Genomic DNA, 24,755 nt, shown 5'->3' on the forward strand with positions numbered 1-24,755 from the left:
ATGCCCAAAGCCTATTGGATCGCCCAAGTCACCGTGACCGACCCAGATCGCTATGCCGGGTATCAGGCGGTAGCACCGGCCGCATTCCAGAAACACGGCGCGCGGTTCCTGGCGCGTGGCGGCCGGACAGAGACGGTCGAAGGCCCTGAATGGGCGCGTCATGTAGTGATCGAGTTCGACAGCATGGACCAAGCGCTGGCCTGTTATCATTCAGAAGACTACACCGCCGCGCGGAAACGGCGCGGCGGTGCATGTGAGGCTCAGATCTTCATCACCGAAGGGATGGATTAATCCCCATCCGCCACTCCGGCCTGGCGCGCCCTGGCGCGGCGGGCGCGGTAGCTGGGCAAAAGCACCAGGATCAGGGCGATCACCAAAAGACCCAAGGTCATCGGGCGTTCCCAGATAAAACCAATCCCGTCATAGAGCTGCATGGACCGCGAGAAGTTGTCCTCGAGCATGCCGCCAAGGATGAATCCGATCAGCAAAGGTGCAAGCGGGTAGTCGGCGAACTTCAAAGCAGTGGCGCAGATCCCGAAGGCAACCAGAAGCAGCAATTCAGTCGCGTTGTTCTGGCCGATGTAAGCCCCCATCAGGGTAAAGAACAAAATGAAGGGGATCAGATAGTTGCGAGGAACGGACAGCACCTTGGCGATATAGGGGATCAACGGCAGGTTCAGGATCAGCAGGATCAGATTACCGATGAACATCGACATGATCACAGCCCAGAAGATCTGCGGCTCATCAATCATCAGGCGCGGGCCCGGCGTGACGTTCAGCGCCAGCAGCGCACCCAAGAGAATTGCAGTGGTACCAGAACCGGGAATACCCAATGTCAGCAAGGGCACAAACGATCCGGTGCAGGCTGCGTTGTTTGCCGTTTCAGGCGCTGCAAGACCCTTGATCGAACCTTTGCCGAACTCATCCTGTTCTTCCTTGGTGGCGATATTGCGTTCGACCGCATAGCCCAGAAAGCTGGCAATCGTTGCACCCGCACCAGGCAGAACTCCGATAAAGAAACCCTGTAGCGATTGGCGACCAATGACTGGCGCGATTGCTTTGGCCTCGGATCTGCTGATGCGCAGGTCCTTGATCTCTCCACTATTGTCACCGGAAAGATTCTTGGGCTTGAGCACAAGGAAAAGCGCTTCGGGCAGGGCGAACATCGCCATGGCCAGCGTGATGAACCCAAAGCCAGATTGCAGGTCCATGATCCCCATTGTGAAACGGGGCATGTTGAACAGGGCACCTTCACCTACGGTTGCCATGATCAAACCCAGCAGGGTCATCAGCAGGGCCTTGGCCACTTGCCCCGTCCCGGCAAAGGCGGCAATTGCTGATAGGCCAACGACCATGAGTGCAAAATATTCGGCCGAATGGAACAACAACGCAACCGAAGACAACGCTGGCGCAAACACCATCAACAGCAACGCGCCTATGAAGCCGCCCGAAAAGCTGGCAATTGCGGCAATCGTCAACGCTTTGCCGGCCTTGCCCTGTCGGGCCATCGGGTAGCCATCAAAGCTGCTGGCAACGGTTCCTGCGACCCCCGGCGCGTTCAACAGGATCGATGAGGTTGAGCCGCCAAAGATCGCGCCGTAATAGACCCCGGCAAGCAGGATCAGCGCGGCAGATGGATCACCAAGTGAGATCGCAACCGGGATCATGATGGCGATGATCGACATCGGCCCAAGCCCCGGCAACATGCCGATGAATGTCCCAATCAGACAACCGCCGATGACCATCAGCAGGTTCTGAAGCGAAAAGGCCGTTTGGAGGCCAATAAGCAGTCCTTCGAGCATATCAGCCTCCAACAAATCCGGGCAAGGGTCGCATGTAGATCCCAAGCACTTGCTGCACGAGATACCAGACAAACACGGTCGCAATGACGGCTATGGGCACCATGATGTGCCATTTGCGTTCGCCTAGGATAAATGACCCAAGGATCAGGAACCCCGAAGTTGAAAATAGAAATCCGGCAGGACGCAGCAGCAGCGCATAGACGATCATGAGTCCAAGCAAGAACAGCGCTTGCCCAAGGTGGTAATCCGCTAGCCGCCGGTAATCGATGTCACCGATTTTCTGCTCGCTCTTTTCCAGGCCAAGCAGGATGATCAACGACATGGCGATGCCAAGAACGGACAGAACCTTGGGGAAGGTGCTCGGCCAGATCGGATTGCGTCGCATGAACGGTGCAAGCTGCGCATCCATCGTGAACCAGGCGGCATAGCCATAAGCCATGCAGATCCCAAGCAGTATCAATGCAATCCAGCGATCCAAGGCCATTGCACCCTCCTAGTTTGAAAACGGTCGGGCAACATGGCACCCGACCGCGTGAGGTCTCAGAGAAAACCGAGCTTCTTCATCAGATCGCCGATGGCCTTTTCCTGTGCCTCAAGGAAGGTCAGGAAATCATCGCCCGAGTTGTGAATATCGACCCAACCGTTGCGGTCACGGACTGTGGCCCATTCTTCGGTCTCATACATCTTGGCAATCACGTCCTGGTACATGGCCAGCTTGTCATCCGGCAGACCTGGCGCACCAAAGAACCCGCGCCAGTTAACGAATGTCGTGTCGATGCCCTGTTCCTTCATCGTCATGGCGTCAGGAGCCGCCGCGACACGTTCGTCCGAGGTCACACCGATGATTTTGACCTCGCCCGCATTCGCCAGATCAACAGCCTCGGAGAAGCCCGTCGACAAAGCGGCGATCTCGCCCGACAGCAGCGCCGCCATGGCCTTGCCGCCGGCGTCATAAGGAATGTATTTGACGCCAAGCGCATCCTTGCCGGCCGCTTCCATCACCATGGCTGCAACCAGATGGTCCATGCCCCCCGGAACAGAGCCGCCACCGATGGCCGTACCCGACGGATCGGCATCAAAAGCTGCCATCAGATCACTCATTGAATTGATCGGGCTGTCCTTGCCCACGACCAGAGCAGCATAGTCACCGATGGTGCCCGAAACCAGCGTCAGATCACGGAAGTTGTGCGGGAACACGCCGGTCAGCGAACGGATCACGATGGGGGTCGAGTTGACCATCAACGTACCGTGATTGCTGTCGGCGTTTTCAATCAAGAAGCCAATGGCCTTGCCGCCGCCACCGCCGGACATGTTTTCATAGCTCGCTGTTCCGACCAGACCCGAACCGGTCAGCGCCTCGCCGGTGCCGCGCGCGGTGCCGTCCCAACCACCGCCGGCACCACCGGGGATCAGAAAGTGGATCGCGTCCACAACGGGTTCCGCGCTGGAGGCCACAGGCGCACCAACGCTTAACGCGGCCGCAGCCGCAATCATCAGGGCGCGACGGCCCAGGTTCATCGTCTTCATGAGGTTCCTCCCCGGTTGACAGCGGCCCCTCTTGCCGCCCTTTTGAAAAGGAAAGCCCATGAAACTGACACAGACCTGACATCGGGCCTGACAAAGGCAAAGAAAGGCAAAACGGATGCGGTTCCTGCTGGTCGAAGACAACGAGCAATTGGCGCGTGCCATCCTCGACCGACTGTCGATCGAGGGGCATGTGGTCGACCATGCACCGTGCCTGGAGGATGCGACCGCATTCAAGGGCACCACTGCTTATGATCTGATTTTGTTGGATATTATGCTGCCAGATGGGGACGGTCGAACCTTTCTGGAACAGCACCGGCGCAAAGCGGACGCAACGCCGGTGATTGTGCTTACAGCGCGGTCCGAAGTATCGGATCGGGTTGGTGTGCTGGACCTGGGCGCAGACGACTACATCACCAAACCCTTCGACTTTTCCGAGCTTCAGGCGCGCTGTCGTGCGGTGCTCAGACGCCGTGGAGGGGCGGCGAGGAATCAACTCACGCTCGGCGATGTCCTGTTTGATTCGCTGGCCGGGACCCTGTCGATTGGCGGCAAAACCATCCATCTGCGGAACCGCGAATTGCGGTTGTTCGAGGTTTTTGCAGGCGCGCCCGAGCAGATTTTTTCGAAACCCAAGCTGGTCGATCGGCTGTTCTCGTATGACGATGATGTCAGCGAAAACGCGATTGAGGTCTACGTGGGACGCCTACGGCGCCACCTCTCCGGTACTCGCGCGCAGATCGTGACCGTGCGTGGGCTTGGCTATCGGCTTTCCATCTCATGACGGCGACGATCAACAAACGCGGCTCGATCCTGCGTCAGTTGATTGCTCTGCTTCTGGCGGGCGCGGCGGTTCTGGCCGTGATCCTGTTTTTTGTGGTTCAGGGGTTTGCCAGGCAATTGGCCGAAGAGAGCCAGGACAACATCCTGAATGCCTCGGTCACTGCCATTCTGGACACTGCCGCCGTGCAACAGGGGGAACTGACGCTCGACCTGCCCTATTCCGCGTTTTCGATGCTGGGCAACCTGAGCGATGATCGGGTGTTCTATGCTGTCTATTCGGATCAAACGTTCCTGACCGGGTATGCGGATCTACCACAGATCGGAACACCGGCCCCCGAACGACCGCTGTTTGAAACCGTGGCTTACCAAGGCGAAGACATCCGCATCATCAGCGCCGCGCGGCGTCTGGTGTCCGAAGGTCGGTTGGTGACGTTGACTGCTTCGGTCGCGCAAACTCGGAATGGGCAAATAACCACGCTCAACCGGATTTCGCAAAATGCGGCTGCCTTGGGGATGGGGTTCTTTCTGCTGACCGCTTTGATGGCCTATCTCGCTGCGCGATCGGCGATTGGGCCACTGCAACGGCTTGCCGCTTCCGTCTCGCGCAGAGGACCTCAGGACTTGCGCCCGGTGGCGGCCCCGGTGCCCGCCGAAATGGTGCCACTGGTCGGCGCGCTCAACAATTTCATGGACCGCCTCAAGACATCGCTGTCGCGATCCGAGGATTTCATTGCCGAAGCCGCGCATCGGATCAGAACGCCGCTGGCGACCGTGCGCACCCACGCGGAAAACACGCTCCACCGGGTTGAACGGGACGAAAACCGCGCCAGCCTGCGCGAAATGATCCGCGCCATCGACGACAGCAGCCGAGCGGCGGGTCAGCTGTTGGATCACGCGATGGTCACGTTTCGGACCGATCATCTGGAGGAAGAAGAGATCGACCTGTCCACCCTGGCGCAAGAGATGGTGCACCGCCTGGGCCCATTGGCCGATCTTCGGGACATCACGATGATCTGTGACGCGCCCGATCCGGTGTGGATCCAAGGCGATCCGATCCTGTTGCAAAATGCGCTGCGCAACCTGCTGGACAACGCGATCAAATATTCCCCCACCGAAGGAGAGATCGAAGTTCTGGTCGCGTCGACGGACACCAAAGCCACCCTGACTGTGCGCGACAGCGGCAAAGGGTTCCCACCGGGTGACATTGCCGAGCTGACCAAACGCTTTGCCCGTGGCACCAATGTCGAGGGGATCGTCGGCTCGGGCCTTGGCCTGACAATCGTGGATGAAGTCACCCGCGCCCACGACGGCACCTTATCCATCACCAACACCCCCAAAGGAACCGGCGGATGCGTTACCTTATCCTTGCCCTTGCCCTCTTGATCGTACCGCTGAGTGCGGCGAGTTTCGAGGTCGAAGATCACGCCCGCTTTGGGCCCTCGGATGCGGCGCAGGTTGTGCGTGTGATTTCGACGGGCGACATCCCCGTTTTCTCACCAGCCATTGCCAAGTTTCTGGAACAAAATCCGGACGTAGCTGTGGATTACACTGTGGCCAGTTCAACCCAGCTTATGCTTGCCCTGACCGAGGACGGGGCGGATTTTGATGTGGCGATATCGTCGGCGATGGATTTGCAAACCAAACTGGCAAATGACGGGCGCACACGCAGGCATCAATCAGCTGCAACCGAAACCCTTCCCGCCTGGGCCAGATGGCGGGACAACCTGTTTGCCTTTACTCAGGAACCCGCGGCGATTGTCCTGTCCCGATCCGCCTTTGAAGGGTTGGAAATACCCCAAACACGACAGGATCTGATCGCAATCCTTCGCCAACACCCCGAACGGTTCCGGGGCAGGATCGGCACCTATGACCTGCGCGCCTCTGGCCTGGGGTATCTTTTTGCCACCCAAGACGCGCGCACATCTGAAACGTTCTGGCGCCTGACCGAGGTGATGGGGGGGCTCGACGCACGGCTCTATTGTTGTTCGTCCCAGATGATCGACGATGTCGCCACCGGAGAGCTCGCGGTGGCCTATAATGTTCTGGGCAGCTATGCCAAAGCACGCGAGGATCTGACCCGGTTTGAGGTGGTCCTGCCTGCAGATTTCACCACCGTTATGCTGCGCACCGCGCTTATCCCTGCTGCTTCAGAGCAACCAGAATTGGCGGGTCGGTTCATCGACCACCTGTTGGAGGTCGCCTGGTCCGAGACACCGCTGGAAAGCTATCCCTTCACCCCGATCAATCAGAACCGGGGCGAAGCTGACGCCAGCCTGCGCCGGATCCGCATGGGACCCGGCCTGCTGGTTTACTTGGACCGTTTCAAGAAACGCAGCTTTCTGAAGGAATGGGAAAGCGCAATTTTGCAGCCCTGATTAGTGGTGACGCCCGCCTTGACGTTCCAACTCTTTCTGGATCAGCAGCGGATCAACCTGTGACAGCGGCAGGTTCTGCTGCTTGATCGAGATCGCCGCCGCGATCCCCGCCGCCTGACCGGTCACGGCACAGCACGCCATGTTCCGAGTAGCTGCATGGCTATCTCGATCGCCGCCAGTGGCGCGACCCGCAACCAAAAGGTTTTCGATCTTTTTGGGCAGCAGATTGCGATAGGGGATCTGGAAATAGCGCCCCGTGGTGGGCAGGATCAGGATACCGTAACCGTCGATGAATTCAGGGAAAATCCCAACCGAATCCTCAAACCGGCCCTGCTCGCGCACATCCAGGCTGGTCATGTTGTACTGACAATCGACCTTGCGCGTGTCCCGTACACCCAAGGACATGCCGAAGTTGCGCAATCGGATGCCTTCGCAGCCGGGTGTGTAGCGGCGCAGTGCCTCGATCGCGAGCATGGCCTGACGGCGGCCTTCGATCTCGTACTTGGTCAGGCTGTCGGGGTCCGTACCGTCACAATCATCCATGTGGATGAGGTTCATATAGGTCAGCTCGCCTGTGTCATGCACCGCGCCCCAGGTGCCGGCGATGGTGTTCAGATGCGGTGGGATCAACCCGTCCTTGATCGCCTGTTCAAACGGCTTTTTCAGGAAGGGCGAAAACATCTCGTCCTCTTTGCCTGAGGTCTCGATGTTCCATTCACCGCCGCCGCCCCAATCGGCGTAGGTTTGCGGATCAGACTTGATGCCATCCATGAACTTTTGCTTGTCGACACCCGCGACGTGGAACATGACCGAGGCCGCCATCATCTTTTCCAACGGCGTCTTATAGGTCGGTGCCCCGGCCCGTTCGATCACATCCGCGTCGCCGGTTGCGTCGATCACCCGCTTGGCAAGGATCGCCTCGCGCCCGGCCTTGGATTCAGTGATGATGCCGACGATGGCATTGCCATCCATGATCGGCGCCACGAACTGACGGTGCAGCATGGGGCGGATGTTGGGTTCATCCTGCACCATCTTGTCGGCCACCAGTTTGAACCCTTCGCTGTCGATCTCGTAGCTGAGCGACTGACTTTCGGGGACGGCGGCGCCCATCTCTTTGGCGCGTTCCTCAAACTCTCGGGCGATGCCGTTCGATTCCACGGTCTCTTCGTGACGGTACCAATGCATCCCCTCGACACCCACAACCGTCAGGTTGCCACCGAAACAGCCAAAGCGTTCGACCAGGCAGACCTCGACCCCAGCACGCGCGGCAGCCAGGGCAGCAGGCAGCCCGCCGGGGCCGGACCCCACGACCAGAACATCGGTTTCGTGAATGACTTCGACCTCGCGGGCCGGTTCCGTGATTGTGTGTTTCATGCGACCCTCGCGCTGCAATTTCCAGCACCTTTCCCGAACAGTTTGGATTCAGCAAGCCGTCGGCGAACGGATTTGGTCGAAAAGCGTCAGACCCGAGTGGACAGACTGTTCAAGATCGCCCGGTCATAAAATGTTGGACCCCGAACCGTGTCAAAGAACCCGTTGTGGCCGCCAAGCGGGGACATCACGACGTCCATGTCTCTGCCTGCCATCGCTGCGATATCAGCGCCGTTCACCACCGGGTCGTCGAACGCGCCAAACAGGGTCAAACGCGCAGGGCAGCCGTCAAAGTCCTCAGGAATCAGACGATAGGCGCGAAAATAGTCGTCCAATGTCTCAAACTCGGTCCAGCCGCAGATGATGTCGTCCGACATGCCCAGAACGCTTTTTTGCTGAGCGATGTTCCCAGCTTGATACCGATCCGGGAAAGCCTTGGTCTTTTCGCGCAACCACCGCCGCAGCTTACGCGTGAAATACGCCCGCATAAGCGGGTGCGCGTCGATCATCGGACTCGAAGTAACAGGGTCGATCACCGGGCTGACGGCAAAGACATGGCGCATCTTGGGAATAGGTTGAGAACGCAATCGGCGCGCAACCCGCAGGGCAAAATTTCCCCCCAAGGAATAACCGATCAGCGACACTTCTTTATCGTCGGTCAAATCGGTCACTTGAGCGATGGCGTCGAACAGGTCTGCATCTTCGGCCGCGTGATGAAAGCCCGGGTTCAGCGTGACGGCATCACCGTGCTCTAACAAGTTCACCCGGCAAACGCTGAACCCTTGCCGAAACAGGAACTTTGCGGTCGACACGACATAGGCTGATTGCACCGATCCCAGCCACCCATGCAGGATAACAACCAGCCCGCGTGATTGCGGATGACGCGACAACAAACAGGATGTCCGCGCACCTGATCCGCCCGTTAACAGGTGGTATTGAGCCGCCTGTTCAATATCCGACGCACCGCGTTTGCGGAACTTGGCGCTGGCCAAGGCCGATTGCACCACGGGTGAGCGCAGCCAAACGGGCGGAACGAATCCTTGGTGGTCAGTGGTCTCGGTCAATTCAACCTCACTTCCGCGAGCGCTAGAAAAGCTGGCATAACATTTGGTTTTGAAAACGGATCAAGACAAGCGCAATCAAACCTGCCTGCCGCGCCGTCACATTCACAGACGATCCTTGGTTTCGCTGATGTAGGGGCTGAGGCTGTCCATGAAAGTGTCGACAAAGTCCAAGGACAACAGGGACCGACTGCCCGATGCGGGCTTCAGGATCGAAAGCCAATGGTGAATTTCCGGCTCGAACCGGCGGATTTCGATGTTGCTGTTGCGGTACTGCTCGGCGTCCAACGCGCTGACGATTGTAACCCCCTGCCCCTGGCCCACCATGATACAAGCGGTCGAAAACTGCCGCACTTCGACCCAGGTGTTCATTAGCACGCCATAATCGGCAAACGTGTTGGACAAGCGCGTGTAGAAGGGGCTGTCGCGGCGAGCATGGATAAAGCGTTCGTCCTTCAGATCCAGGGGTGAAAGACAGTCCAATTCGGCCAACCGGTGCCCCTTGGGCAGAACACAGGCGGTCTTGATCGGGACATTGGTGTGCTCAACCGCAGGATGACCTGTGAATTCATCCGTGATCCCGCAATCGTATTGCTCGCCGATCATCCATTCCAGAATGCGTTCGGGTCGATCCGGTTCCAGCGTCAGGCTGACGCCCGGCCGCTCTTTGAGAAATTCGGCGAGTAGTTCGGGCAATAGTGTCGTCGCAAACCCCGGCAAACAAGCGATGCGCAGATGCCCTGCAGTGCGGTCCGTCAGGTCACGGTTCAGCTCTTCGAGGTGCTGCAGGCTGTCGAACACGCGCCCGACCTCAGATAGCAAATAGCGCGCCTCGCTAGTTGGAATCAGAACACCGCCCTCACGCCGAAACAAATCAATCGCCACGGTTTTGGAAAAGTCCGACAACAGCCGACTCGTGGCCGGTTGAGATATCCCCAACGTTTTTGCGGCCCGTGTCACCGACCCAGTTTTGGCCACGGCTTGAAACGCCTCGAGTTGTCTGAGCTTGAATTTCAATGACTTACCGCCTGCAAGTTTGTTTCGGCTTTTCTGCATATAATATTGTGTTATGCTTTTTGTCAAAAAACTTTTGCTTGCATTATGATCAAGCTTGCACACTCTTTGCGCATCCAATGTACGGGGAGACAAAAAATGTCTGTTAAATCCATTCTCTGCTCGACGGCCATTCTGGCCTCGTTTGCAACAACAACTTTCGCTGAAACCGAGGTTCAGTGGTGGCACGCCATGGGCGGCACCAACGGCGAGCGCGTCAACAAGATCGCCGAAGATTTCAATGCCACGCAGGACGAGTACAAGGTCGTTCCGGTCTACAAGGGCAACTATACCGAAACCATGACCGCCGCGATTGCTGCATTCCGTGCGAAAGAGCACCCGCAGATCGTTCAGGTGTTCGAGGTCGGCACCGCGACCATGATGGCCGCCAAAGGCGCAATCGTTCCGGTTGAGCAGATGATGAAGGACGCGGGCGAGCCGTTTGATGGCGACGCGTTCCTGCCGGCGGTTGTGTCGTACTATCAGACGCCCGAAGGTGAACTGCTGTCGATGCCCTTCAACAGCTCGACCCCGGTTCTGTGGTACAACAAAGACGCGCTGGACGCGGCTGGCGCCAAGGTTCCCGAAACCTGGGGCGAAGTGAAAGAGACCGCGCAGAAACTGGTCGACAACGGCATGGACTGCGGCGTTTCGTTTGGCTGGCAATCTTGGGTCATGATCGAGAACTTCTCGGCCTGGCACAACCTGGAACTGGGCACCAAGGAAAACGGATTCTCTGGCTTCGACACCGAGTTCACGTTCAACAACGAAAAGGTCGCGGCCCGTCTGGATGACATCGCATCCATGTCCGAAGGCAACTTGTTCAAATACGGCGGTCGTCGCGGCGACAGCCTGCCGATGTTCACCAATGGCGAATGCGGCATGTGGTTGAACTCTTCGGCCTACTATGGCTCGATGGTGAGCCAGGCGAAGTTCAACTTTGGTCAGACCATGTTGCCGCTCGACACATCCGTGGCAGATGCGCCGCAGAACTCGATCATCGGTGGCGCCACCTTGTGGGTTCTGGGCGGCCACGATGCCGAAGAATACAAAGGCACGGCCAAGTTCATGACCTATCTGTCCTCGCCCGAAGTCCAGGCGTGGTGGCACCAGGAAACCGGCTATGTTCCGATCACCACCGCCGCCTACGAGCTGTCGAAAGAGCAGGGTTTCTATGACAGCAACCCCGGCACCGACACCGCGATCAAGCAGCTGAGCCTGAACACCCCCACCGCCAACTCGCGCGGTCTGCGGTTCGGCAACTTCGTTCAGGTCCGTGACGTGATCAACGAAGAGATGGAAGCGGTATGGAGCGGCGAAAAGAACGCAACCGACGCCCTGAACGCAGCCGTCGAGCGTGGCAATGCCCTGCTGCGCAAGTTCGAACGCTCGGCCAACTAAGCCTTTTTTGAAACACCGACCATGCCGCCCCCAATCGGGCGGCATGGTTTTCGCATTTGAACAGGCAAAAGCATGCTGAAACGCGTTCACTTTCCATCATCGCCCCTGCCCTATCTGCTGGTGGCGCCACAGTTGGCCATCACGTTGATCTTTTTCATCTGGCCCGCAAGCCAAGCGATGTATCAGTCATTCCTGATCGAAGACGCCTTTGGCCTGGGGTCCGAATTTGTCTGGTTCGAAAACTTCCAGATCCTTTGGGAAGATAGCCATTACCATGCCGCATTCTGGCGTACGGCTGTGTTTTCCGTGCTTGTCGCGGCGCTGTCGATGGGGTTTGCACTGATACTTGCCGGGTTTGCGCAGCGCGTGGTGCGCGGCGCGATGTTCTATCGCACGCTGCTGATTTGGCCTTATGCGATTGCGCCGGTTCTGGCTGGTGCGCTGTGGGTGTTCATGTTCAACCCTACGCTTGGCATTTTGCCCTATTTTCTGGAATTCGTGGGCATCACCTGGAACCACTATTTGAATGGTGGTCAGGCCATGGCGCTGGTCATTCTGGCCGCGGCTTGGAAACAGGTGGCATATAACTTCCTGTTCTATCTTGCGGCGATGCAGTCGATCCCGAACTCGGTGATCGAAGCGGCCGCAATTGATGGCGCAGGCCCCGGACGCCGGTTCTGGACGATTATCTTTCCGTTGATCTCTCCCACCACATTCTTCTTGCTGGTAATCAACATGGTCTACGCATTTTTTGAAACCTTCGGGATCATCCACGCGGTGACCCAGGGTGGGCCCGGTTCCTCGACCACGATCCTGGTCTACAAGGTGTTCAACGACGGCTTTGTCGGCCTCGACCTTGGTGGGTCAGCCGCGCAATCCGTGATCCTGATGGTGCTGGTCATCGCGATGACTGTCGTCCAGTTCCGCTATGTCGAACGAAAGGTGGAATACTGATGGTTGAAAACCGCCCCCTTGCCGATGTCATCACCCACCTCGTTCTGGTGCTTGGCGTCATCGCCATCGCCCTGCCGATCTGGATCACCTTTGTCGCCGCCTCGCATGACGAGATCCGCATGTCCCAGGCCCCGCTGCCCTTGTGGCCCGGTGATCAGCTGTGGGTAAACCTGAAACAAACCCTGTTCGGCGAGGGGCTAAGCGGGACTGAGACCGCGCCCGTCTGGCTGATGCTGCTCAATAGCCTGTCGATGGCCCTGATGATCTCGCTTGGCAAAATCGCCATTTCGCTGCTGTCGGCCTTTGCCATCGTCTATTTCAAGTTTCCGTTCCGCATGACCTGTTTCTGGATGATCTTCATCACCCTGATGCTGCCGGTCGAGGTGCGCATTCTGCCCACGTTCGAGGTGGTCGCGAACCTTGGCATGCTCAACAGCTATTGGGGCCTGTCGATCCCGTTGATTGCTTCGGCCACCGCGACCTTCATGTTCCGTCAGGTGTTCCTGACCGTGCCCGACGAGATGCTGGAAAGCGCGCGAATCGACGGTGCGGGGCCGATGCGATTCTTCTGGGACATCCTGCTGCCGCTGAGCCGGACAAATATTGCGGCGCTGTTTGTCATCCTCTTCATCTTTGGCTGGAACCAATACCTCTGGCCGCTGCTCATCACCACCGATACGTCGATGACCACAATCGTCATGTCGATAAAGCAGATGCTTGAGGCAGCTGAACAAAGCCCGCAGTGGAACATCATCATGATGACCGCGCTTCTGGCGATGATCCCCCCGATCTTCGTCGTGATCTCGATGCAAAAGCTCTTTGTGCAGGGCTTGACCGAAACCGACAAATAGGACGCCCAAGACATGGCTGACATCACACTGACCGATCTGACCAAATCTTATGGCCCGACCGAAGTCCTGCACCACATCGAGGGCGACATAAATGATGGCGAGTTCATCGTCATCGTCGGCCCTTCGGGCTGTGGCAAGTCGACCCTGCTGCGTATGGTGGCGGGGCTGGAAACCGTGACCTCTGGCGAAATCCAGATCGGTGGCAAGCGGGTGAATGAGCTGGAGCCGTCTGCCCGCGACATCGCGATGGTGTTTCAGAATTACGCTCTGTATCCGCATATGAGTGTGCGCGAGAACATGGCGTATGGCTTGAAGATCCGCAAACTGTCCAAGGACGAAATCAACCGACGCGTCGAAGAGGCCGCCGACATCCTGGAAATCCGTCAGTACCTGGACCGCAAGCCCCGGCAATTGTCGGGTGGTCAGCGTCAGCGGGTTGCCATGGGTCGCGCCATCGTGCGTGACCCGCAGGTGTTCCTGTTTGACGAACCGCTGTCGAACCTCGATGCCAAGCTGCGGGTGCAAATGCGGCTCGAGATCCGCAAGCTGCAACAGCGCCTTGGCGTGACCTCGATCTATGTGACCCACGATCAGGTCGAGGCGATGACATTGGGCGACCGGCTGATGGTGCTGAACGGCGGCTATGTCGAGCAGTTCGGCACGCCGATTGAGCTGTATGATCGTCCCGCATCTGTTTTTGTGGCCGGTTTCATTGGCAGCCCCGCGATGAATTTCATTCCGGCGCAGGCAACGGGTGGCACCATCTCCTTGCCCGCTGGCGCGCAGGTGAACAGTGTAACGGAAGCGAAGGGCGACGTTCTTCTGGGTATGCGCCCCGAGCATCTGACACCCGACGAAAACGGGCCTGTGTCCATCGACGTCGAGATGGTCGAGCAATTGGGTGCCAACACGTTGCTTCACGGCACGCTCAGTGGGACCAACCATGAAATGGTGGCCTCCGTCGCCGGTCACGTCGCAGCGGACAGCGGGGCGCAACGGCGTTTCTCGATCTCGCCTGACCTGGTTCATCTGTTTGATACCCAGACCGAGAAGCGGTTGAACCCATGACAACCTTTCCCCAGCTTGACGCCTTTCGGCGCGGCCCGGGCCTGATCCGATTGGTGGGGCATCGCGGCGCGCGCGGGGTCATGCCCGAGAACACGATGGAGGGGTTCGAGTTTACGCTGGCCTGCGGTGTCACGTTGCTGGAATTCGATGTCGCCATCACCCGCGACGGCGTGCCGGTCATCACCCACAACCACCACCTGACACGCTCGGTCGCGCGGGATGCGTCAGGCGCCTGGTTGCAAGGTGAAGAGCCGAAACTGTCAGCGCTGACTTGGGACGAACTGGCCCAATACGATGTTGGCGGGCTGGACGGGCAGAGCGCCTATGGCCAGCGGTTTCCCGACCAGGCCTACCTGAACGGCGTGCGCATCCCTCGTTTGCGCGACCTGTGTGATCTGGTGGCGCAGCCACAGCACAAAGACGTGCACCTGATGCTGGAAATCAAGTCGGATCCCGAGCGACTGCAAGACGCTACAGCTCGCGCCGAGATCGTCGCCGCCGTCATCGCAGAGGTGCGTAGCGCCGGGCTGACCCAGCGAACGTTGATGCACAGCTTTGACTGGAACTTGCTGGCCGAATGTGCGCGGCAAGCACCAGAGATGCCCACCTCATTCCTGACGCAACTGCCCGAGAATGACGCAGATGTTGGAGAGGACGAGGCGACGCAGGCGGGGCCAGAGATCACGGCGGACACCTATAACACCTTGCCCGGTCTGGTGGCCGAGGCGGGTGGCAAATTGTGGTGCCCCTACTATCTGGACGTCACGGCAGACAGCGTTTTGCGGGCGCGTGAGTTGGGTTTGATCGTGGCCGTCTGGACCGTGAATGAACCGGACGACATCGACCAGATGATCGATCTGGGCGTCGATGCCATCGTCACCGACTACCCTGGCCGGGTGCAGCGCAAGCTGCTGGATCGAGGGCAGGATTGGTTGGAGCGGGGTTAACCCCGCGCCACGAGGGCTTGCGACAAAACACACATCAACTCGAACATCAGCGAAATCCCAAGCCAGGCCGTGCCCCCGCCTTGATCAAAAGGCGGGGAGACCTCGACCAGATCCGCCCCGATCAGGTTCAAGCCTGCAAGCTCGCGAATAACCTGCTGCGCTTGAAAACTGGTCGGACCACCAATCTCGGGCGTGCCGGTGCCAGGCGCATAGGTCGGATCGACAAAATCGATGTCATAGGTGCAATAGGTGGGCTGATTGCCCAGGATCTGCCGAGCCTCGCGCATAACATCCGGGATGCCGCGATCAAGCAGCTCTTCGATCCGGATGATCCGCACGCCCTGTTCGATGCCCCATTCAACGTCTTCGATGTTATAGGCCGTGCCGCGGATGCCGATCTGGACAAAGCGTTTGGGGTCCACCAGCCCCTCTTCGATCGCGCGGCGGAACGGGGTGCCGTGGGTAAACTTATTGCCGCCAAAATAGCTGTCAAACAGGTCCGTGTGGCTGTCGAACTGGATCAGGCCAACAGGTCCGTCACTCGCCAAGGCGCGCAGGATCGGTAAGCTTGACAGGTGATCCCCGCCCGCCGTCATCGGGACAATGCCGTTGTTTTTCAGGTCGGTATAGAATTCTGCAATCCTGTTCAGACTGTCCTGAATGTCGATCGGGTTCGGCGGCACGTCACCCAGGTCGGCGCAATTCACCGATGCAAAGGGATTTACCCCAGTCGCTGCATTCATCGCCCGGATCATCGAGGAATAGTCGCGCAGCTGCCGCGGGCCATGTCGCGCACCGGCCCGATTTGTTGTGCCCCCATCCCACGGGACGCCCACCAAGCCCATTTGAACATCCCCGTATCTGTCATGATCGGGGGTCAGATGCGGCAAGCGCATGAAGGTGGGAACGCCCGCAAACCGCGGCAAATCCATCGCGGACACAGGTTGAAAGAAAGGATCACCGCCGCCGACCATATCGCACCTCCAAGGCTTTACTTTGGGTCACTATGCAGAGTGGCTGGCGTGTTTCAAAGCGTTAATCGCCGGTGCCCGATTGAGTTTTCGGGCACCGGCTGGTGTCGGTTAAGCGCCTGAAATCTGGCGTGCTTTTTCAACCAGAACCTCGGCCTGACGGATCGAAGCGTAGTCGATCAAACGACCGTCCAGAGACACCGCACCCTTGCCCGCAGCCTCGGCATCGGCCATCGCCTCGAGAATGCGCTGCGCTTTGGTGACTTCGGCGTCACTGGGTGACATGACCTCGTTGGCGAGCGCAATCTGGCTGGGATGGATAGCCCATTTGCCTTCGCAACCCAGAACGGCGGCACGTTTTGCGGCCGCTTTGTAGCCTTCGGGGTCCTGGAAATCACCGAACGGACCATCAATCGGGCGTAGCCCGTTGGCCCGCGCCGCAACCACCATCCGTGCCAGAGCGTAGTGCCACATGTCGCCCCAATGGGTCATGCGCGCGCCGTCATCCATCGGGTCGGTCAGCACCGAATAATCGGGGTTCACACCGCCGATGATTGTGGTCCGCGCACGGGTGCTCGCGGCATAGTCGGCAACCCCGAAATGAAGGCTCTCATTCCGCTTGGATGCGGCCGCAATTTCGCTGACATTTTGCATACCCAAAGCGGTCTCGATGATGTGCTCAAATCCGATCCGTTTTTTCAGACCTTTGGCGTCCTCGATCTGGGTCACCAGCATGTCGACGGCATAGACATCTGCGGATGTTCCGACCTTGGGGATCATGATCAGATCGAGGCGTTCGCCGGCCTGCTCAACCACGTCCACCACATCGCGGTACATGTAGTGCGTGTCCAATCCGTTGATGCGCACCGACATCGTCTTGGTGCCCCAATCAATGTCGTTTAGGGCCGCGATGATATTCTTGCGCGCCTGTTCTTTTTCGTCGGGTGCAACCGCATCTTCGAGGTCGAGGAAGATCACATCGACGTCGGATTTTGCAGCTTTTTCAAACATTTGTGACTGCGAGCCAGGAATGGCCAATTCGCTGCGATTTAGCCGTGCCGGGGCTTGTTCGATGGGGAGAAAACTCATCTGTGACCGCTCCTTTTCAATCTGGTCAGTGGACGTGACGGCCACAAAAGGAGCGAGAATCGCGCGCTGTCAAGAAATTTTATTGCGCACAATCGCATACATTTGAAACATGATTCACCCTCTCATTCGGAGTCGGAACTCTCTCCCGGAAGGCGCGAGGAATAGTAGAACGCGATGGCCTGCGCCCGGTTCTTGACCGAGAGCTTTTCGAAGAGGTTCGAGAGGTGAAATTTGACCGTATTGATGGTGATCCCGAGCTCCTTGGACAGCTCGCGATTTGTCAGCCCTTTCGACAGCGCCTCGAGCATCGTTCGTTCACGTCGCGACAGGCTGTGGATCGGGTCTTTTTGCAGCTCGCGCACGTCGATGTAGGGAAACACCATCTTGCCTGCGGCAACGTCGGCGCAAGTGGTCAAAAGACCTTCGACATCGCCGGCCTTGTCGGCAAACCCTGCCGCCCCCGCCGTCATCGCCAGACGGGGCAGATCGCCGTTGCCATCGCCGTAAACCACCAGTCGGGGCGCGTTGACCTGATCGCGCAGCACCTCGATCAACTTGGCGGCCCCCAGAACCGGCAGATCCCAGTCGATGACGCCAACCTGAACCGGCACTCGCATCACCGTGCCCAGGAACCCTTCGGCGGTGGCAGAGGTGGCCACAAGCGAGAATCGCGGATCACGGTCAAAAATCTCGGACATGGCCGACAGAACCAGCGGATTGCTGTTGGCCAGCATGACGTCGATTGGCTTTGCAGGTGCAGCAAGATCTTGCATTTTCAGCTCATTTTCCCGGAACCTACCCATTCGGGTAGGACATAATTTGGTATACTTTCGTATCCTTACACTAAAGGGTGGGCATTTTCCTACCCATTTAGCTACCCAAAAGCAGGATTAACGGGCGTTGTGAGAAAACTCAATCGGGTTTTTTCTCTGTCGAACGATCAAACTCCCCCTGATCGGGGGCCGCAACCTGAGGTCAATTGATGAACGCGCTAACCGCCTTTCCCCCTCTCGACATCCCCGAGACGATTGCCGCAGGTCCCGGCCCCGGCCAGACCGACACCCGTGTCCTTGCCCGGTTTGCCGGTGCCGGTCTGGCCGACCACATGCAGGCCGACGTGTTGCGGGGCATGATCGAATGCAAGCATATGCTGCGCAGCCTTTGGGGCACCACGAACACCTACACCTTCGGCGTGGCCGGAACTGGGTGGAGCGGTCTGGACGCGATGTTCTGCGCCGTTCAGCCGGGCGACACGGTTGTGGCCTTCGTCAACGGCACCTTTTCGGGCATCGACGGCCAGACCCTGCGGATGAAAGCTGCAACCGCAGACGAACTGGCCGCCAATCCGCTGGATCCGCTGGCCGCATCAGTCGTGACCATCAACGTGCCGCACGGGACATCCGTGACACGCGAGGTGATCGAGGCTGCGCTGACCGAACACAAACCGAAATGGGCCTTCATGGCGCATTGGGAAACCGGATCAGGCCGGATCAACGACATCCGCGCGCTATCGGATGCGTGCCAAGCAACCGGTGCCATGGGCCTGGTCGACGCGGTGTCGTCGCTGGGTGTCTCGGATTTTGCCATCGACGACTATCCGGGCATCGTCGGTTGGGCGTCCTGCCCACAAAAAGGTGTCGCCTGCCTGCCGCTGACCTATGCTCCGGTCAGCTTTTCGGATCGCTACATCGACGTGCTCAAAGAAACCGGCGCGCGCACCTATGCGCACCATCCGATCCTGGAAGCGCGTCATTGGGCGATCATCGACGGTAAGGATGCGGAAAAAGGCACCTATCACCGCACGCACTCGGGCTATGCCGTCGCCGCATTCCATGAAGCCTTGCGGATCGCGCTGGAAGACGGTGTTGCCAACCGCGCAGCTGAATACACCCGGCACGAAGCAATCCTGCGCGAAGCGGTCACCGTCATGGGCTGTGACGTCACATCGAATATGACCAGCCTTTTGGTTCTGGACCTGCCGCCCGCGTTCAAAGGGCGCGAGATGGAGCTGGTTCAAGCCTGCCGCGCGCAAGGGTTCGGCATCTGGCCCACCCTGTCGGAACCGGTACAGGTGCGCATCGGCATTCTGAACCTGCTGTCAGAACAGACGATCACCGATATTGCTCTGCGATTTGGTCAGGCCCTGAATGACCTGGGCGCCCAGATCGACCTGGCAGAGATCGAAACCCTTCTTCGCAACCGCTACTCCGAAGCACTCGCAGCGTAAGGTGAGACAATGGACATTCACGAATATCAAGCCAAGGACATCCTGTCCGGTTTCGGCGTCGAGGTACCGCCCGGTGCCATCGCCTATAGCCCCGAGCAGGCCGCCTATCGCGCCCGCGAATTGGGTGGCGAGAAATGGGTCGTCAAGGCACAGGTTCACGCCGGTGGTCGCGGCAAGGCGGGTGGCGTCAAGCTCTGCTCGTCCGACACTGAGATCCAAGCCGCCTGCGAAGGCATGTTTGGCCGCAAGCTGGTCACCCATCAGACCGGCCCCGAAGGCAAAGGCATCTACCGCGTCTATGTCGAGGCTGGCGTGCCGATTGATCGCGAGATTTACTTGGGCTTTGTGCTGGACCGCTCCAGCCAGCGGGTGATGATCGTTGCATCCGGCGAAGGCGGGATGGAGATCGAGGACATCTCGGCCGAGAAACCCGAGAGCATCGTGCGGTCCACCGTGGAACCCGCCGTTGGTTTGCAAGAGTTTCAGGCGCGCGAGATTGCGTTTGCCCTTGGCATCGATCCTGCGCTGACTGCGCAAATGGTGCGCACGCTTCAGGGCTGCTATCGCGCGTTCACCGAGCTGGACGCGACCATGGTCGAGATCAACCCGCTGGTGATCACGGGCGACAACCGCATTGTTGCGTTGGATGCCAAGATGACGTTCGACGACAACGCCCTGTTCCGTCATCCGCAGATTTCCGAGTTTCGGGACAAGAGCCAGGAAGATCCCCGCGAAAGCCGCGCGGCGGATCGGGGTCTGTCTTATGTGGGTCTGGACGGCAACATCGGCTGCATCGTCAACGGTGCCGGTCTCGCGATGGCCACGATGGACACGATCAAGCTGGCCGGGGGCGAACCTGCAAACTTCCTCGACATCGGCGGCGGCGCCACGCCCGAACGGGTCGCCAAAGCCTTCCGGCTGGTGATGTCGGACGACAATGTGCAGGCCGTTCTGGTCAACATCTTTGCCGGTATCAACCGCTGCGACTGGGTCGCCGAAGGTGTGGTTCAGGCATTGAAAGAGGTGCAGGTGGACGTGCCCGTCATCGTCCGCCTTGCCGGAACCAACGTAGAGGAAGGGCAAAAGATCCTGGCCAAGTCCGGCCTGCCCATCATCCGCGCCACAACACTGATGGAAGCCGCCGAGCGTTCGGTGGGCGCATGGAAAAACGACCTGTCTCAGGCCACCAGAGTAAGGGCTGTCAAATGAGCATTCTTCTTGATCGCGACACAAAGGTCATCGTTCAGGGCATCACCGGACGGATGGCGACGTTCCACACACGGGACATGATGAACTATGGCACCAATGTTGTCGGCGGCGTTGTCCCCGGCAAGGGTGGCGAGACGGTCGAGGGCGTGCCGGTGTTCAACACCGTGAAAGAGGCGATCGCCGCCACCGGCGCCGAAGCGAGCCTGGTTTTTGTGCCGCCTCCCTTTGCCGCGGATTCGATCATGGAGGCCGCAGATGCAGGCATCCGGTACTGCGTCTGCATCACCGACGGCATTCCGGCGCAGGACATGATCCGGGTCAAGCGCTATATGTACCGCTATCCCAAGGACAAGCGCATGGTGCTGACCGGTCCGAACTGCGCCGGAACAATCAGCCCCGGCAAGGCGCTGCTTGGGATCATGCCTGGTCACATCTATCTGCCGGGCAATGTCGGCATCGTAGGGCGCTCGGGTACACTTGGGTATGAAGCAGCCGCACAGCTCAAAGAGCTGGGTCTGGGTGTTTCAACCTCTGTCGGTATCGGTGGTGATCCCATCAACGGCTCATCGTTCAAGGACATCCTGGAGCGGTTTGAACAAGATGACGAAACCCACGTGATCGCCCTGATCGGCGAGATCGGCGGCCCGCAAGAGGCAGAAGCGGCGGAGTACATCCGTGACCACATCACCAAACCGGTCATTGCTTATGTCGCGGGCATGACAGCGCCCAAAGGGCGAACCATGGGGCATGCGGGCGCCATTATCTCGGCCTTTGGCGAAAGCGCCAGCGAGAAGGTGGAGATCCTCTCTGCCGCCGGTGTGACCGTGGCCGAGAACCCCGCCGTCATCGGTGAAACAATCGCAAACGTCATGAGAAAGGCCGCGTGATGGTAAAACCCAGTGTTTTTGTAACCCGCCGTTGGCCCGCCGCTGTCGAGGCGCGCCTGGCCGAAGATTATGACGTCGTGCTCAACACCGGGGACAAGCCGCTGGCGGCGCCCGAATTGCGCGATGCGCTCAAAACCTATGACGCTGTGCTGCCAACCGTAACCGACAAACTGGGTGCAGAGGCATTGGATGTACCTCAGGCCCGGGCACGCATTTTGGCCAACTATGGTGTCGGCTATAGCCACATCGACGAGGGCTGCGCCCGCGATCTGGGGCTGACCGTGACCAACACGCCGGATGTGCTCAGCGAATGCACCGCCGACATTGCCATGACGCTGATGCTGATGGCAGCGCGCCGTGCCTCCGAAGGTGAACGCGAGTTGCGCAACGGTCAGTGGAGCGGTTGGCGTCCGACGCACCTGATCGGAACCAAGGTGAGCGGCAAGACATTGGGCATCATCGGCTTTGGCCGTATCGGCCAGGAAATGGCGAAACGCGCCCACCACGGGTTCGGGATGAAGATCCTGGTACAGAACCGCTCGACCGTTGATCCCAAGGTGTTGGCGCAGTTCAACGCCACCCAGGTCGACAGCATCGACGCGTTGCTGCCGCAGTGTGATTTCGTCTCGCTGCATTGCCCCGGTGGACCGGCCAACCGCCATCTGATCAACGGGCGGCGGCTGGATCTGATGAAACAGGACGCTTACCTGATCAACACCGCCCGTGGCGAGGTCGTGGACGAACATGCACTGGCCCAAGCGCTGTGGTTCGACATCATCGCCGGAGCGGGGCTGGATGTTTATGACGGCGAACCCCGGATCAACCCGGACCTGGCGGGATGTGATAACCTGGTGATGTTGCCCCACCTCGGCAGCGCCACCCGCGAAGCGCGCGAGGCCATGGGGTTCCGTGTGCTGGACAACCTCGACGACTTCTTTGCCGGGCGCACCCCAAGGGATCGCGTGATCTAAAGATGTGGGACCGTCGGGTTTCCGGCGGTCTCGTCATTCTCCGATCGTGTCGTGATCCGTCAGGCATTCGGAGTGATTGTTCAGCACCTTGAGCACATTGCAGTCCCTGCCCGACTCACCAGCGCAATTGGCAATCATGCGCTCCAACTCGGCCTCCAGCGCCTGCAGGCGCAGGATGCGCTGTCGCACCTGAGACAATTGCCGACGCGCGATGGAATCCGCAACGCTGCAAGATTGTTCGGGGTTGTCCGACAGGTCCAGAAACTCGCGGATCGCATCCAACGAAAACCCCAACTGCCGCCCGTGCCGAATGAACGCAAGACGTTCCAGGTCTTCTGCTTCATACCGACGCTGCCCTCCGGATGTGCGCCCAGGTTCATTCATCAGGCCGATCTGCTCGTAATAACGGATCGTCTGAACCTTGGTTCCGGTTTGCCGGGACAATGCACCAATCGAGAGCATGCGAAACCCCTAGTCTGTATAGCTTTTGCAAACAGGTAATCGCTAACCTATTGACCCACAAGCCACACATTCGAATTTTCCCAACCCTCGAAGTAACGACTCATTCAAACGTCGCGTTTACATTCGTAAACAGTCCCCCCACGCAAAAGGGAACAGTCGTGCAGATTCGCTTGGAAAAGATCAATCATGTGAAACGGCAGAGCCGGTATTGCGTGTTGAGCGTATCCGAGACGCTGTTTGGCGAATGGTGCCTGACCAAGGAAACCGGCCCGATGGGAACAACTGCGGGTCAGAAAAGCATCCTCTACATGCGGACGCGCGAGGATGCGGTGGCCGCATTGACCACCATGAAAGACGACAAGACCCGGTCCGGCTATGCGCCTATTCCGGTTCAATTGCCGCTGCTCTAAGACGACATCCCGTCGCGCATCCGATACCAGGCAAAGGCCAGCGGCAGGGACACACGTCGGAACGGTCCCAATTCAAACGGACGCAAGGGGCGCTTCATCAAATCGGGGTGTCGCCTACGTGACTTGCCAAGGGCCATGTCCGCGATCAAGGCACCAGCATAGTTGCCCATCGTCACACCACTGCCATGATAGCCAAGCGCGGCAAAGGCCCCCGCCATTCCCGGAACCGGTCCGGCAAAGGGCACCAAATTGCGGGTCATGCAGATCAGGCCGGACCAGAAGAAAGGCGTGTCGACATGGCGCCATTCCGGGAACATTCGATCAAAATCGGCGCGCGCGGTGGCACGGGTTGCGGCCAGGGTCTGCTCGGTTGCCCGGACCGAGCCGCGCAGCCCCAAAAGCATCCGGTTGTCTGGCAACAGGCGGAAGTAATGCAGCAAGGTTCGGGAATCCACCAGCATCTGACGGCTCCACCAGCCTTGTGCAGCAATCTCATCTTCCGTTAGCGGGCGAGAGACGAGGATGTTCGATTGCACCGGCAAGTATCGCCCCGCAAAGGCGCCGGGCATGTCATCGCTGGAATAGCCATTGGTAGCAATCAACAGCTTCTTGGCCCGCACGCGTCCTTTTGGTGTGTGCAGGACAAAACCATTTGCCTGCTCAATTCGTGTCACCGGCGTTTTGCTGAAAATCCGAACGCCACGTGCAGCAACCGCCCGATAGAGCCCCAGAACAAATTTCATCGGGTTGAGCGCAAAGCCAAGCGGCAGATGCACTGCCCCGTGAAAATCAGGGCTGTTCAACCCATGTGCCGCCATCTCCTCTTTCGGGACAAACTCGTATGGCAGGCCATAGCGGTGAGTGTATTCTGCGCCATAGTTCTTGACCGCTTGCACCGCGCCGGGTTTGTGCGCCACAAAGGTGTAACCTGTAGAGTGACGGTCGACGTTCAACTCCAGCTCGGTCACATACTCTTCGACCAGTTCGACCGAGGCGCGTTCGGCGTCAAAGAACGCTTGCGCATCTGCCGCGCCATACTTGCGGATGATAACGTCGTCACCCAGCTTAGCGCTGCCAACGGACACCAGCCCCCCGTTGCGGCCTGATGCCCCCCAGCCCGGCGGGTTTGCATCGACCAGGACCACATCCGCCCCTTCGGCGGACAAGGTCAGTGCTGCAGACAGCCCGGTGTAGCCGCCGCCGATGATCGCAAACTCGCAGCTGTGTTCCCCCTCCAACGTGGGAAAGCTGGGCGGCGCTGTGTCCAGCGTGCTTGGCCAATACCGTTCCTGAATGGGACGATCACCATAGGCCATGTCTTCGTAGATACGTTTCATCG

The 24,755-nt window shown here is 58.9% G+C and carries 25 protein-coding genes; 14 read left to right on the forward strand and 11 right to left on the reverse strand.

Features of this window, described 5'->3' with window-relative positions; genetic code table 11:
- Positions 1-291, forward strand: a complete 291-nt coding sequence (locus tag TRL7639_RS20905; RefSeq protein WP_085797849.1) for a DUF1330 domain-containing protein — start codon at positions 1-3, stop codon at positions 289-291.
- On the opposite strand, the gene TRL7639_RS20910 is transcribed toward TRL7639_RS20905, so the two are convergent.
- Genes TRL7639_RS20910 through TRL7639_RS20920 form a run of 3 tightly spaced genes read right to left on the reverse strand, consistent with a single transcriptional unit; the run spans position 288 to position 3,329 of the window.
- Positions 288-1,802 (reverse strand): tripartite tricarboxylate transporter permease, encoded by a 1,515-nt coding sequence (locus TRL7639_RS20910; RefSeq protein WP_085797850.1) that lies wholly within the window; start codon positions 1,800-1,802, stop codon positions 288-290. The two genes, TRL7639_RS20905 and TRL7639_RS20910, sit on opposite strands and share 4 nt — an antisense overlap.
- A 1-nt stretch (position 1,803) precedes the next feature.
- Complete coding sequence (locus tag TRL7639_RS20915) at positions 1,804-2,286, reverse strand: tripartite tricarboxylate transporter TctB family protein (protein WP_085797851.1); 483 nt, start codon at positions 2,284-2,286, stop codon at positions 1,804-1,806.
- 56 nt (positions 2,287-2,342) lie between these two features.
- Positions 2,343-3,329, reverse strand: coding sequence for a tripartite tricarboxylate transporter substrate binding protein (locus tag TRL7639_RS20920; protein WP_085797852.1), 987 nt, complete (start codon positions 3,327-3,329; stop codon positions 2,343-2,345).
- 115 nt (positions 3,330-3,444) lie between these two features.
- On the opposite strand from TRL7639_RS20920, the gene TRL7639_RS20925 reads away from it, so the two are divergent.
- Genes TRL7639_RS20925 through TRL7639_RS20935 form a run of 3 tightly spaced genes read left to right on the forward strand, consistent with a single transcriptional unit; the run spans position 3,445 to position 6,484 of the window.
- Positions 3,445-4,110: a response regulator transcription factor gene (locus TRL7639_RS20925; protein ID WP_085797853.1), complete on the forward strand. Its 666-nt coding sequence runs from the start codon at positions 3,445-3,447 to the stop codon at positions 4,108-4,110.
- Complete coding sequence (locus TRL7639_RS20930) at positions 4,107-5,492, forward strand: sensor histidine kinase (RefSeq protein WP_085797854.1); 1,386 nt, start codon at positions 4,107-4,109, stop codon at positions 5,490-5,492. The genes TRL7639_RS20925 and TRL7639_RS20930 overlap by 4 nt, the downstream gene beginning before the upstream one ends.
- The gene (locus tag TRL7639_RS20935; protein WP_085797855.1) at positions 5,459-6,484 is read left to right on the forward strand and encodes an ABC transporter substrate-binding protein; all 1,026 of its coding nucleotides are present in this window, start codon (positions 5,459-5,461) and stop codon (positions 6,482-6,484) included. Before TRL7639_RS20930 ends, TRL7639_RS20935 begins: the two co-directional genes overlap by 34 nt.
- Here the strand turns inward: TRL7639_RS20935 and TRL7639_RS20940 are convergent, their stop codons facing one another.
- From TRL7639_RS20940 to TRL7639_RS20950, 3 genes are all read right to left on the reverse strand, one after another.
- Positions 6,485-7,858, reverse strand: a complete 1,374-nt coding sequence (locus TRL7639_RS20940) for an FAD-dependent oxidoreductase (RefSeq protein ID WP_085797856.1) — start codon at positions 7,856-7,858, stop codon at positions 6,485-6,487.
- A gap of 86 nt (positions 7,859-7,944) precedes the next feature.
- Positions 7,945-8,919: an alpha/beta fold hydrolase gene (locus tag TRL7639_RS20945; RefSeq protein ID WP_085797857.1), complete on the reverse strand. Its 975-nt coding sequence runs from the start codon at positions 8,917-8,919 to the stop codon at positions 7,945-7,947.
- 102 nt (positions 8,920-9,021) lie between these two features.
- Positions 9,022-9,933 (reverse strand): LysR substrate-binding domain-containing protein, encoded by a 912-nt coding sequence (locus TRL7639_RS20950; protein ID WP_085797923.1) that lies wholly within the window; start codon positions 9,931-9,933, stop codon positions 9,022-9,024.
- A 135-nt stretch (positions 9,934-10,068) separates the two neighbouring features.
- On the opposite strand from TRL7639_RS20950, the gene ugpB reads away from it, so the two are divergent.
- The 5 genes from ugpB to TRL7639_RS20975 all read left to right on the forward strand — a co-directional run bounded on the left by ugpB (position 10,069) and on the right by TRL7639_RS20975 (position 15,190).
- Positions 10,069-11,370, forward strand: coding sequence for a sn-glycerol-3-phosphate ABC transporter substrate-binding protein UgpB (ugpB, locus tag TRL7639_RS20955; protein ID WP_085797858.1), 1,302 nt, complete (start codon positions 10,069-10,071; stop codon positions 11,368-11,370).
- Between the two features lie 72 nt (positions 11,371-11,442).
- Positions 11,443-12,324, forward strand: coding sequence for a sn-glycerol-3-phosphate ABC transporter permease UgpA (gene ugpA, locus TRL7639_RS20960; RefSeq protein WP_085797859.1), 882 nt, complete (start codon positions 11,443-11,445; stop codon positions 12,322-12,324).
- Positions 12,324-13,175 carry a sn-glycerol-3-phosphate ABC transporter permease UgpE gene (gene ugpE, locus TRL7639_RS20965; protein WP_085797860.1) on the forward strand — a complete coding sequence of 284 codons (852 nt, stop codon included), beginning with the start codon at positions 12,324-12,326 and terminating at the stop codon, positions 13,173-13,175. Before ugpA ends, ugpE begins: the two co-directional genes overlap by 1 nt.
- 12 nt (positions 13,176-13,187) lie before the next feature.
- Positions 13,188-14,243: a sn-glycerol-3-phosphate import ATP-binding protein UgpC gene (locus TRL7639_RS20970; RefSeq protein WP_085797861.1), complete on the forward strand. Its 1,056-nt coding sequence runs from the start codon at positions 13,188-13,190 to the stop codon at positions 14,241-14,243.
- Positions 14,240-15,190, forward strand: coding sequence for a glycerophosphodiester phosphodiesterase family protein (locus TRL7639_RS20975; protein WP_085797862.1), 951 nt, complete (start codon positions 14,240-14,242; stop codon positions 15,188-15,190). Before TRL7639_RS20970 ends, TRL7639_RS20975 begins: the two co-directional genes overlap by 4 nt.
- Here TRL7639_RS20975 and TRL7639_RS20980 read toward each other — a convergent pair.
- From TRL7639_RS20980 to TRL7639_RS20990, 3 genes are all read right to left on the reverse strand, one after another.
- Positions 15,187-16,164 (reverse strand): agmatinase, encoded by a 978-nt coding sequence (locus tag TRL7639_RS20980; protein ID WP_085797863.1) that lies wholly within the window; start codon positions 16,162-16,164, stop codon positions 15,187-15,189. The genes TRL7639_RS20975 and TRL7639_RS20980 overlap by 4 nt on opposite strands.
- 108 nt (positions 16,165-16,272) lie before the next feature.
- Positions 16,273-17,250 (reverse strand): HpcH/HpaI aldolase/citrate lyase family protein, encoded by a 978-nt coding sequence (locus TRL7639_RS20985; RefSeq protein WP_085797864.1) that lies wholly within the window; start codon positions 17,248-17,250, stop codon positions 16,273-16,275.
- A 122-nt stretch (positions 17,251-17,372) separates the two neighbouring features.
- On the reverse strand, positions 17,373-18,023 hold the full coding sequence (locus tag TRL7639_RS20990; protein ID WP_235820476.1) for a response regulator transcription factor: 651 nt from the start codon (positions 18,021-18,023) through the stop codon (positions 17,373-17,375).
- Positions 18,024-18,232: 209 nt separating this feature from the next.
- Here TRL7639_RS20990 and TRL7639_RS20995 point away from each other — a divergent pair, with 209 nt between their 5' ends.
- Genes TRL7639_RS20995 through TRL7639_RS21010 form a run of 4 tightly spaced genes read left to right on the forward strand, consistent with a single transcriptional unit; the run spans position 18,233 to position 22,544 of the window.
- Positions 18,233-19,477 carry a pyridoxal-phosphate-dependent aminotransferase family protein gene (locus TRL7639_RS20995; RefSeq protein WP_085797865.1) on the forward strand — a complete coding sequence of 415 codons (1,245 nt, stop codon included), beginning with the start codon at positions 18,233-18,235 and terminating at the stop codon, positions 19,475-19,477.
- A 9-nt stretch (positions 19,478-19,486) separates the two neighbouring features.
- A complete protein-coding gene (locus TRL7639_RS21000) occupies positions 19,487-20,686 on the forward strand; it encodes a malate--CoA ligase subunit beta (RefSeq protein WP_085797866.1) in 1,200 nt (399 codons plus the stop codon).
- Entirely contained in the window at positions 20,683-21,573 is an 891-nt protein-coding gene (gene sucD / locus TRL7639_RS21005) for a succinate--CoA ligase subunit alpha (protein ID WP_085797867.1), read from the forward strand. Before TRL7639_RS21000 ends, sucD begins: the two co-directional genes overlap by 4 nt.
- Positions 21,573-22,544 carry a 2-hydroxyacid dehydrogenase gene (locus tag TRL7639_RS21010; RefSeq protein ID WP_085797868.1) on the forward strand — a complete coding sequence of 324 codons (972 nt, stop codon included), beginning with the start codon at positions 21,573-21,575 and terminating at the stop codon, positions 22,542-22,544. The genes sucD and TRL7639_RS21010 overlap by 1 nt, the downstream gene beginning before the upstream one ends.
- A 33-nt stretch (positions 22,545-22,577) precedes the next feature.
- Here TRL7639_RS21010 and TRL7639_RS21015 read toward each other — a convergent pair whose 3' ends face one another.
- Positions 22,578-23,006 carry a MerR family transcriptional regulator gene (locus TRL7639_RS21015; protein ID WP_085797869.1) on the reverse strand — a complete coding sequence of 143 codons (429 nt, stop codon included), beginning with the start codon at positions 23,004-23,006 and terminating at the stop codon, positions 22,578-22,580.
- 158 nt (positions 23,007-23,164) lie between these two features.
- Between TRL7639_RS21015 and TRL7639_RS23155 the strand changes: the two genes are divergently transcribed.
- Positions 23,165-23,416, forward strand: a complete 252-nt coding sequence (locus tag TRL7639_RS23155; RefSeq protein ID WP_165759868.1) for a WGR domain-containing protein — start codon at positions 23,165-23,167, stop codon at positions 23,414-23,416.
- On the opposite strand, the gene TRL7639_RS21025 is transcribed toward TRL7639_RS23155, so the two are convergent.
- The gene (locus tag TRL7639_RS21025; protein ID WP_085797870.1) at positions 23,413-24,753 is read right to left on the reverse strand and encodes an NAD(P)/FAD-dependent oxidoreductase; all 1,341 of its coding nucleotides are present in this window, start codon (positions 24,751-24,753) and stop codon (positions 23,413-23,415) included. The two genes, TRL7639_RS23155 and TRL7639_RS21025, sit on opposite strands and share 4 nt — an antisense overlap.
- Positions 24,754-24,755 lie beyond the last annotated feature (2 nt).

Origin of the sequence: Falsiruegeria litorea R37 (assembly GCF_900172225.1) — a bacterium.
Lineage (GTDB): Bacteria > Pseudomonadota > Alphaproteobacteria > Rhodobacterales > Rhodobacteraceae > Falsiruegeria > Falsiruegeria litorea.

Excerpts from the sequence above, each read along its gene's own strand:
- TRL7639_RS20930 (WP_085797854.1), top strand. The coding sequence starts at position 4,107 with ATGACGGCGACGATCAACAAACGCGGCTCGATCCTGCGTCAGTTGATT.
- TRL7639_RS20970 (WP_085797861.1), top strand. The coding sequence starts at position 13,188 with ATGGCTGACATCACACTGACCGATCTGACCAAATCTTATGGCCCGACC.
- ugpE (WP_085797860.1), top strand. The coding sequence starts at position 12,324 with ATGGTTGAAAACCGCCCCCTTGCCGATGTCATCACCCACCTCGTTCTG.
- ugpA (WP_085797859.1), top strand. The coding sequence starts at position 11,443 with ATGCTGAAACGCGTTCACTTTCCATCATCGCCCCTGCCCTATCTGCTG.
- TRL7639_RS21015 (WP_085797869.1), bottom strand. The coding sequence starts at position 23,006 with ATGCTCTCGATTGGTGCATTGTCCCGGCAAACCGGAACCAAGGTTCAG.
- TRL7639_RS20940 (WP_085797856.1), bottom strand. The coding sequence starts at position 7,858 with ATGAAACACACAATCACGGAACCGGCCCGCGAGGTCGAAGTCATTCAC.
- TRL7639_RS20905 (WP_085797849.1), top strand. The coding sequence starts at position 1 with ATGCCCAAAGCCTATTGGATCGCCCAAGTCACCGTGACCGACCCAGAT.
- TRL7639_RS20995 (WP_085797865.1), top strand. The coding sequence starts at position 18,233 with ATGAACGCGCTAACCGCCTTTCCCCCTCTCGACATCCCCGAGACGATT.
- TRL7639_RS20925 (WP_085797853.1), top strand. The coding sequence starts at position 3,445 with ATGCGGTTCCTGCTGGTCGAAGACAACGAGCAATTGGCGCGTGCCATC.
- TRL7639_RS21000 (WP_085797866.1), top strand. The coding sequence starts at position 19,487 with ATGGACATTCACGAATATCAAGCCAAGGACATCCTGTCCGGTTTCGGC.
- TRL7639_RS20985 (WP_085797864.1), bottom strand. The coding sequence starts at position 17,250 with ATGAGTTTTCTCCCCATCGAACAAGCCCCGGCACGGCTAAATCGCAGC.
- sucD (WP_085797867.1), top strand. The coding sequence starts at position 20,683 with ATGAGCATTCTTCTTGATCGCGACACAAAGGTCATCGTTCAGGGCATC.
- TRL7639_RS20975 (WP_085797862.1), top strand. The coding sequence starts at position 14,240 with ATGACAACCTTTCCCCAGCTTGACGCCTTTCGGCGCGGCCCGGGCCTG.
- TRL7639_RS20980 (WP_085797863.1), bottom strand. The coding sequence starts at position 16,164 with ATGGTCGGCGGCGGTGATCCTTTCTTTCAACCTGTGTCCGCGATGGAT.
- TRL7639_RS21025 (WP_085797870.1), bottom strand. The coding sequence starts at position 24,753 with ATGAAACGTATCTACGAAGACATGGCCTATGGTGATCGTCCCATTCAG.
- TRL7639_RS21010 (WP_085797868.1), top strand. The coding sequence starts at position 21,573 with ATGGTAAAACCCAGTGTTTTTGTAACCCGCCGTTGGCCCGCCGCTGTC.
- TRL7639_RS20935 (WP_085797855.1), top strand. The coding sequence starts at position 5,459 with ATGCGTTACCTTATCCTTGCCCTTGCCCTCTTGATCGTACCGCTGAGT.
- TRL7639_RS20990 (WP_235820476.1), bottom strand. The coding sequence starts at position 18,023 with ATGCAAGATCTTGCTGCACCTGCAAAGCCAATCGACGTCATGCTGGCC.
- TRL7639_RS20915 (WP_085797851.1), bottom strand. The coding sequence starts at position 2,286 with ATGGCCTTGGATCGCTGGATTGCATTGATACTGCTTGGGATCTGCATG.
- TRL7639_RS20910 (WP_085797850.1), bottom strand. The coding sequence starts at position 1,802 with ATGCTCGAAGGACTGCTTATTGGCCTCCAAACGGCCTTTTCGCTTCAG.
- TRL7639_RS20920 (WP_085797852.1), bottom strand. The coding sequence starts at position 3,329 with ATGAAGACGATGAACCTGGGCCGTCGCGCCCTGATGATTGCGGCTGCG.
- ugpB (WP_085797858.1), top strand. The coding sequence starts at position 10,069 with ATGTCTGTTAAATCCATTCTCTGCTCGACGGCCATTCTGGCCTCGTTT.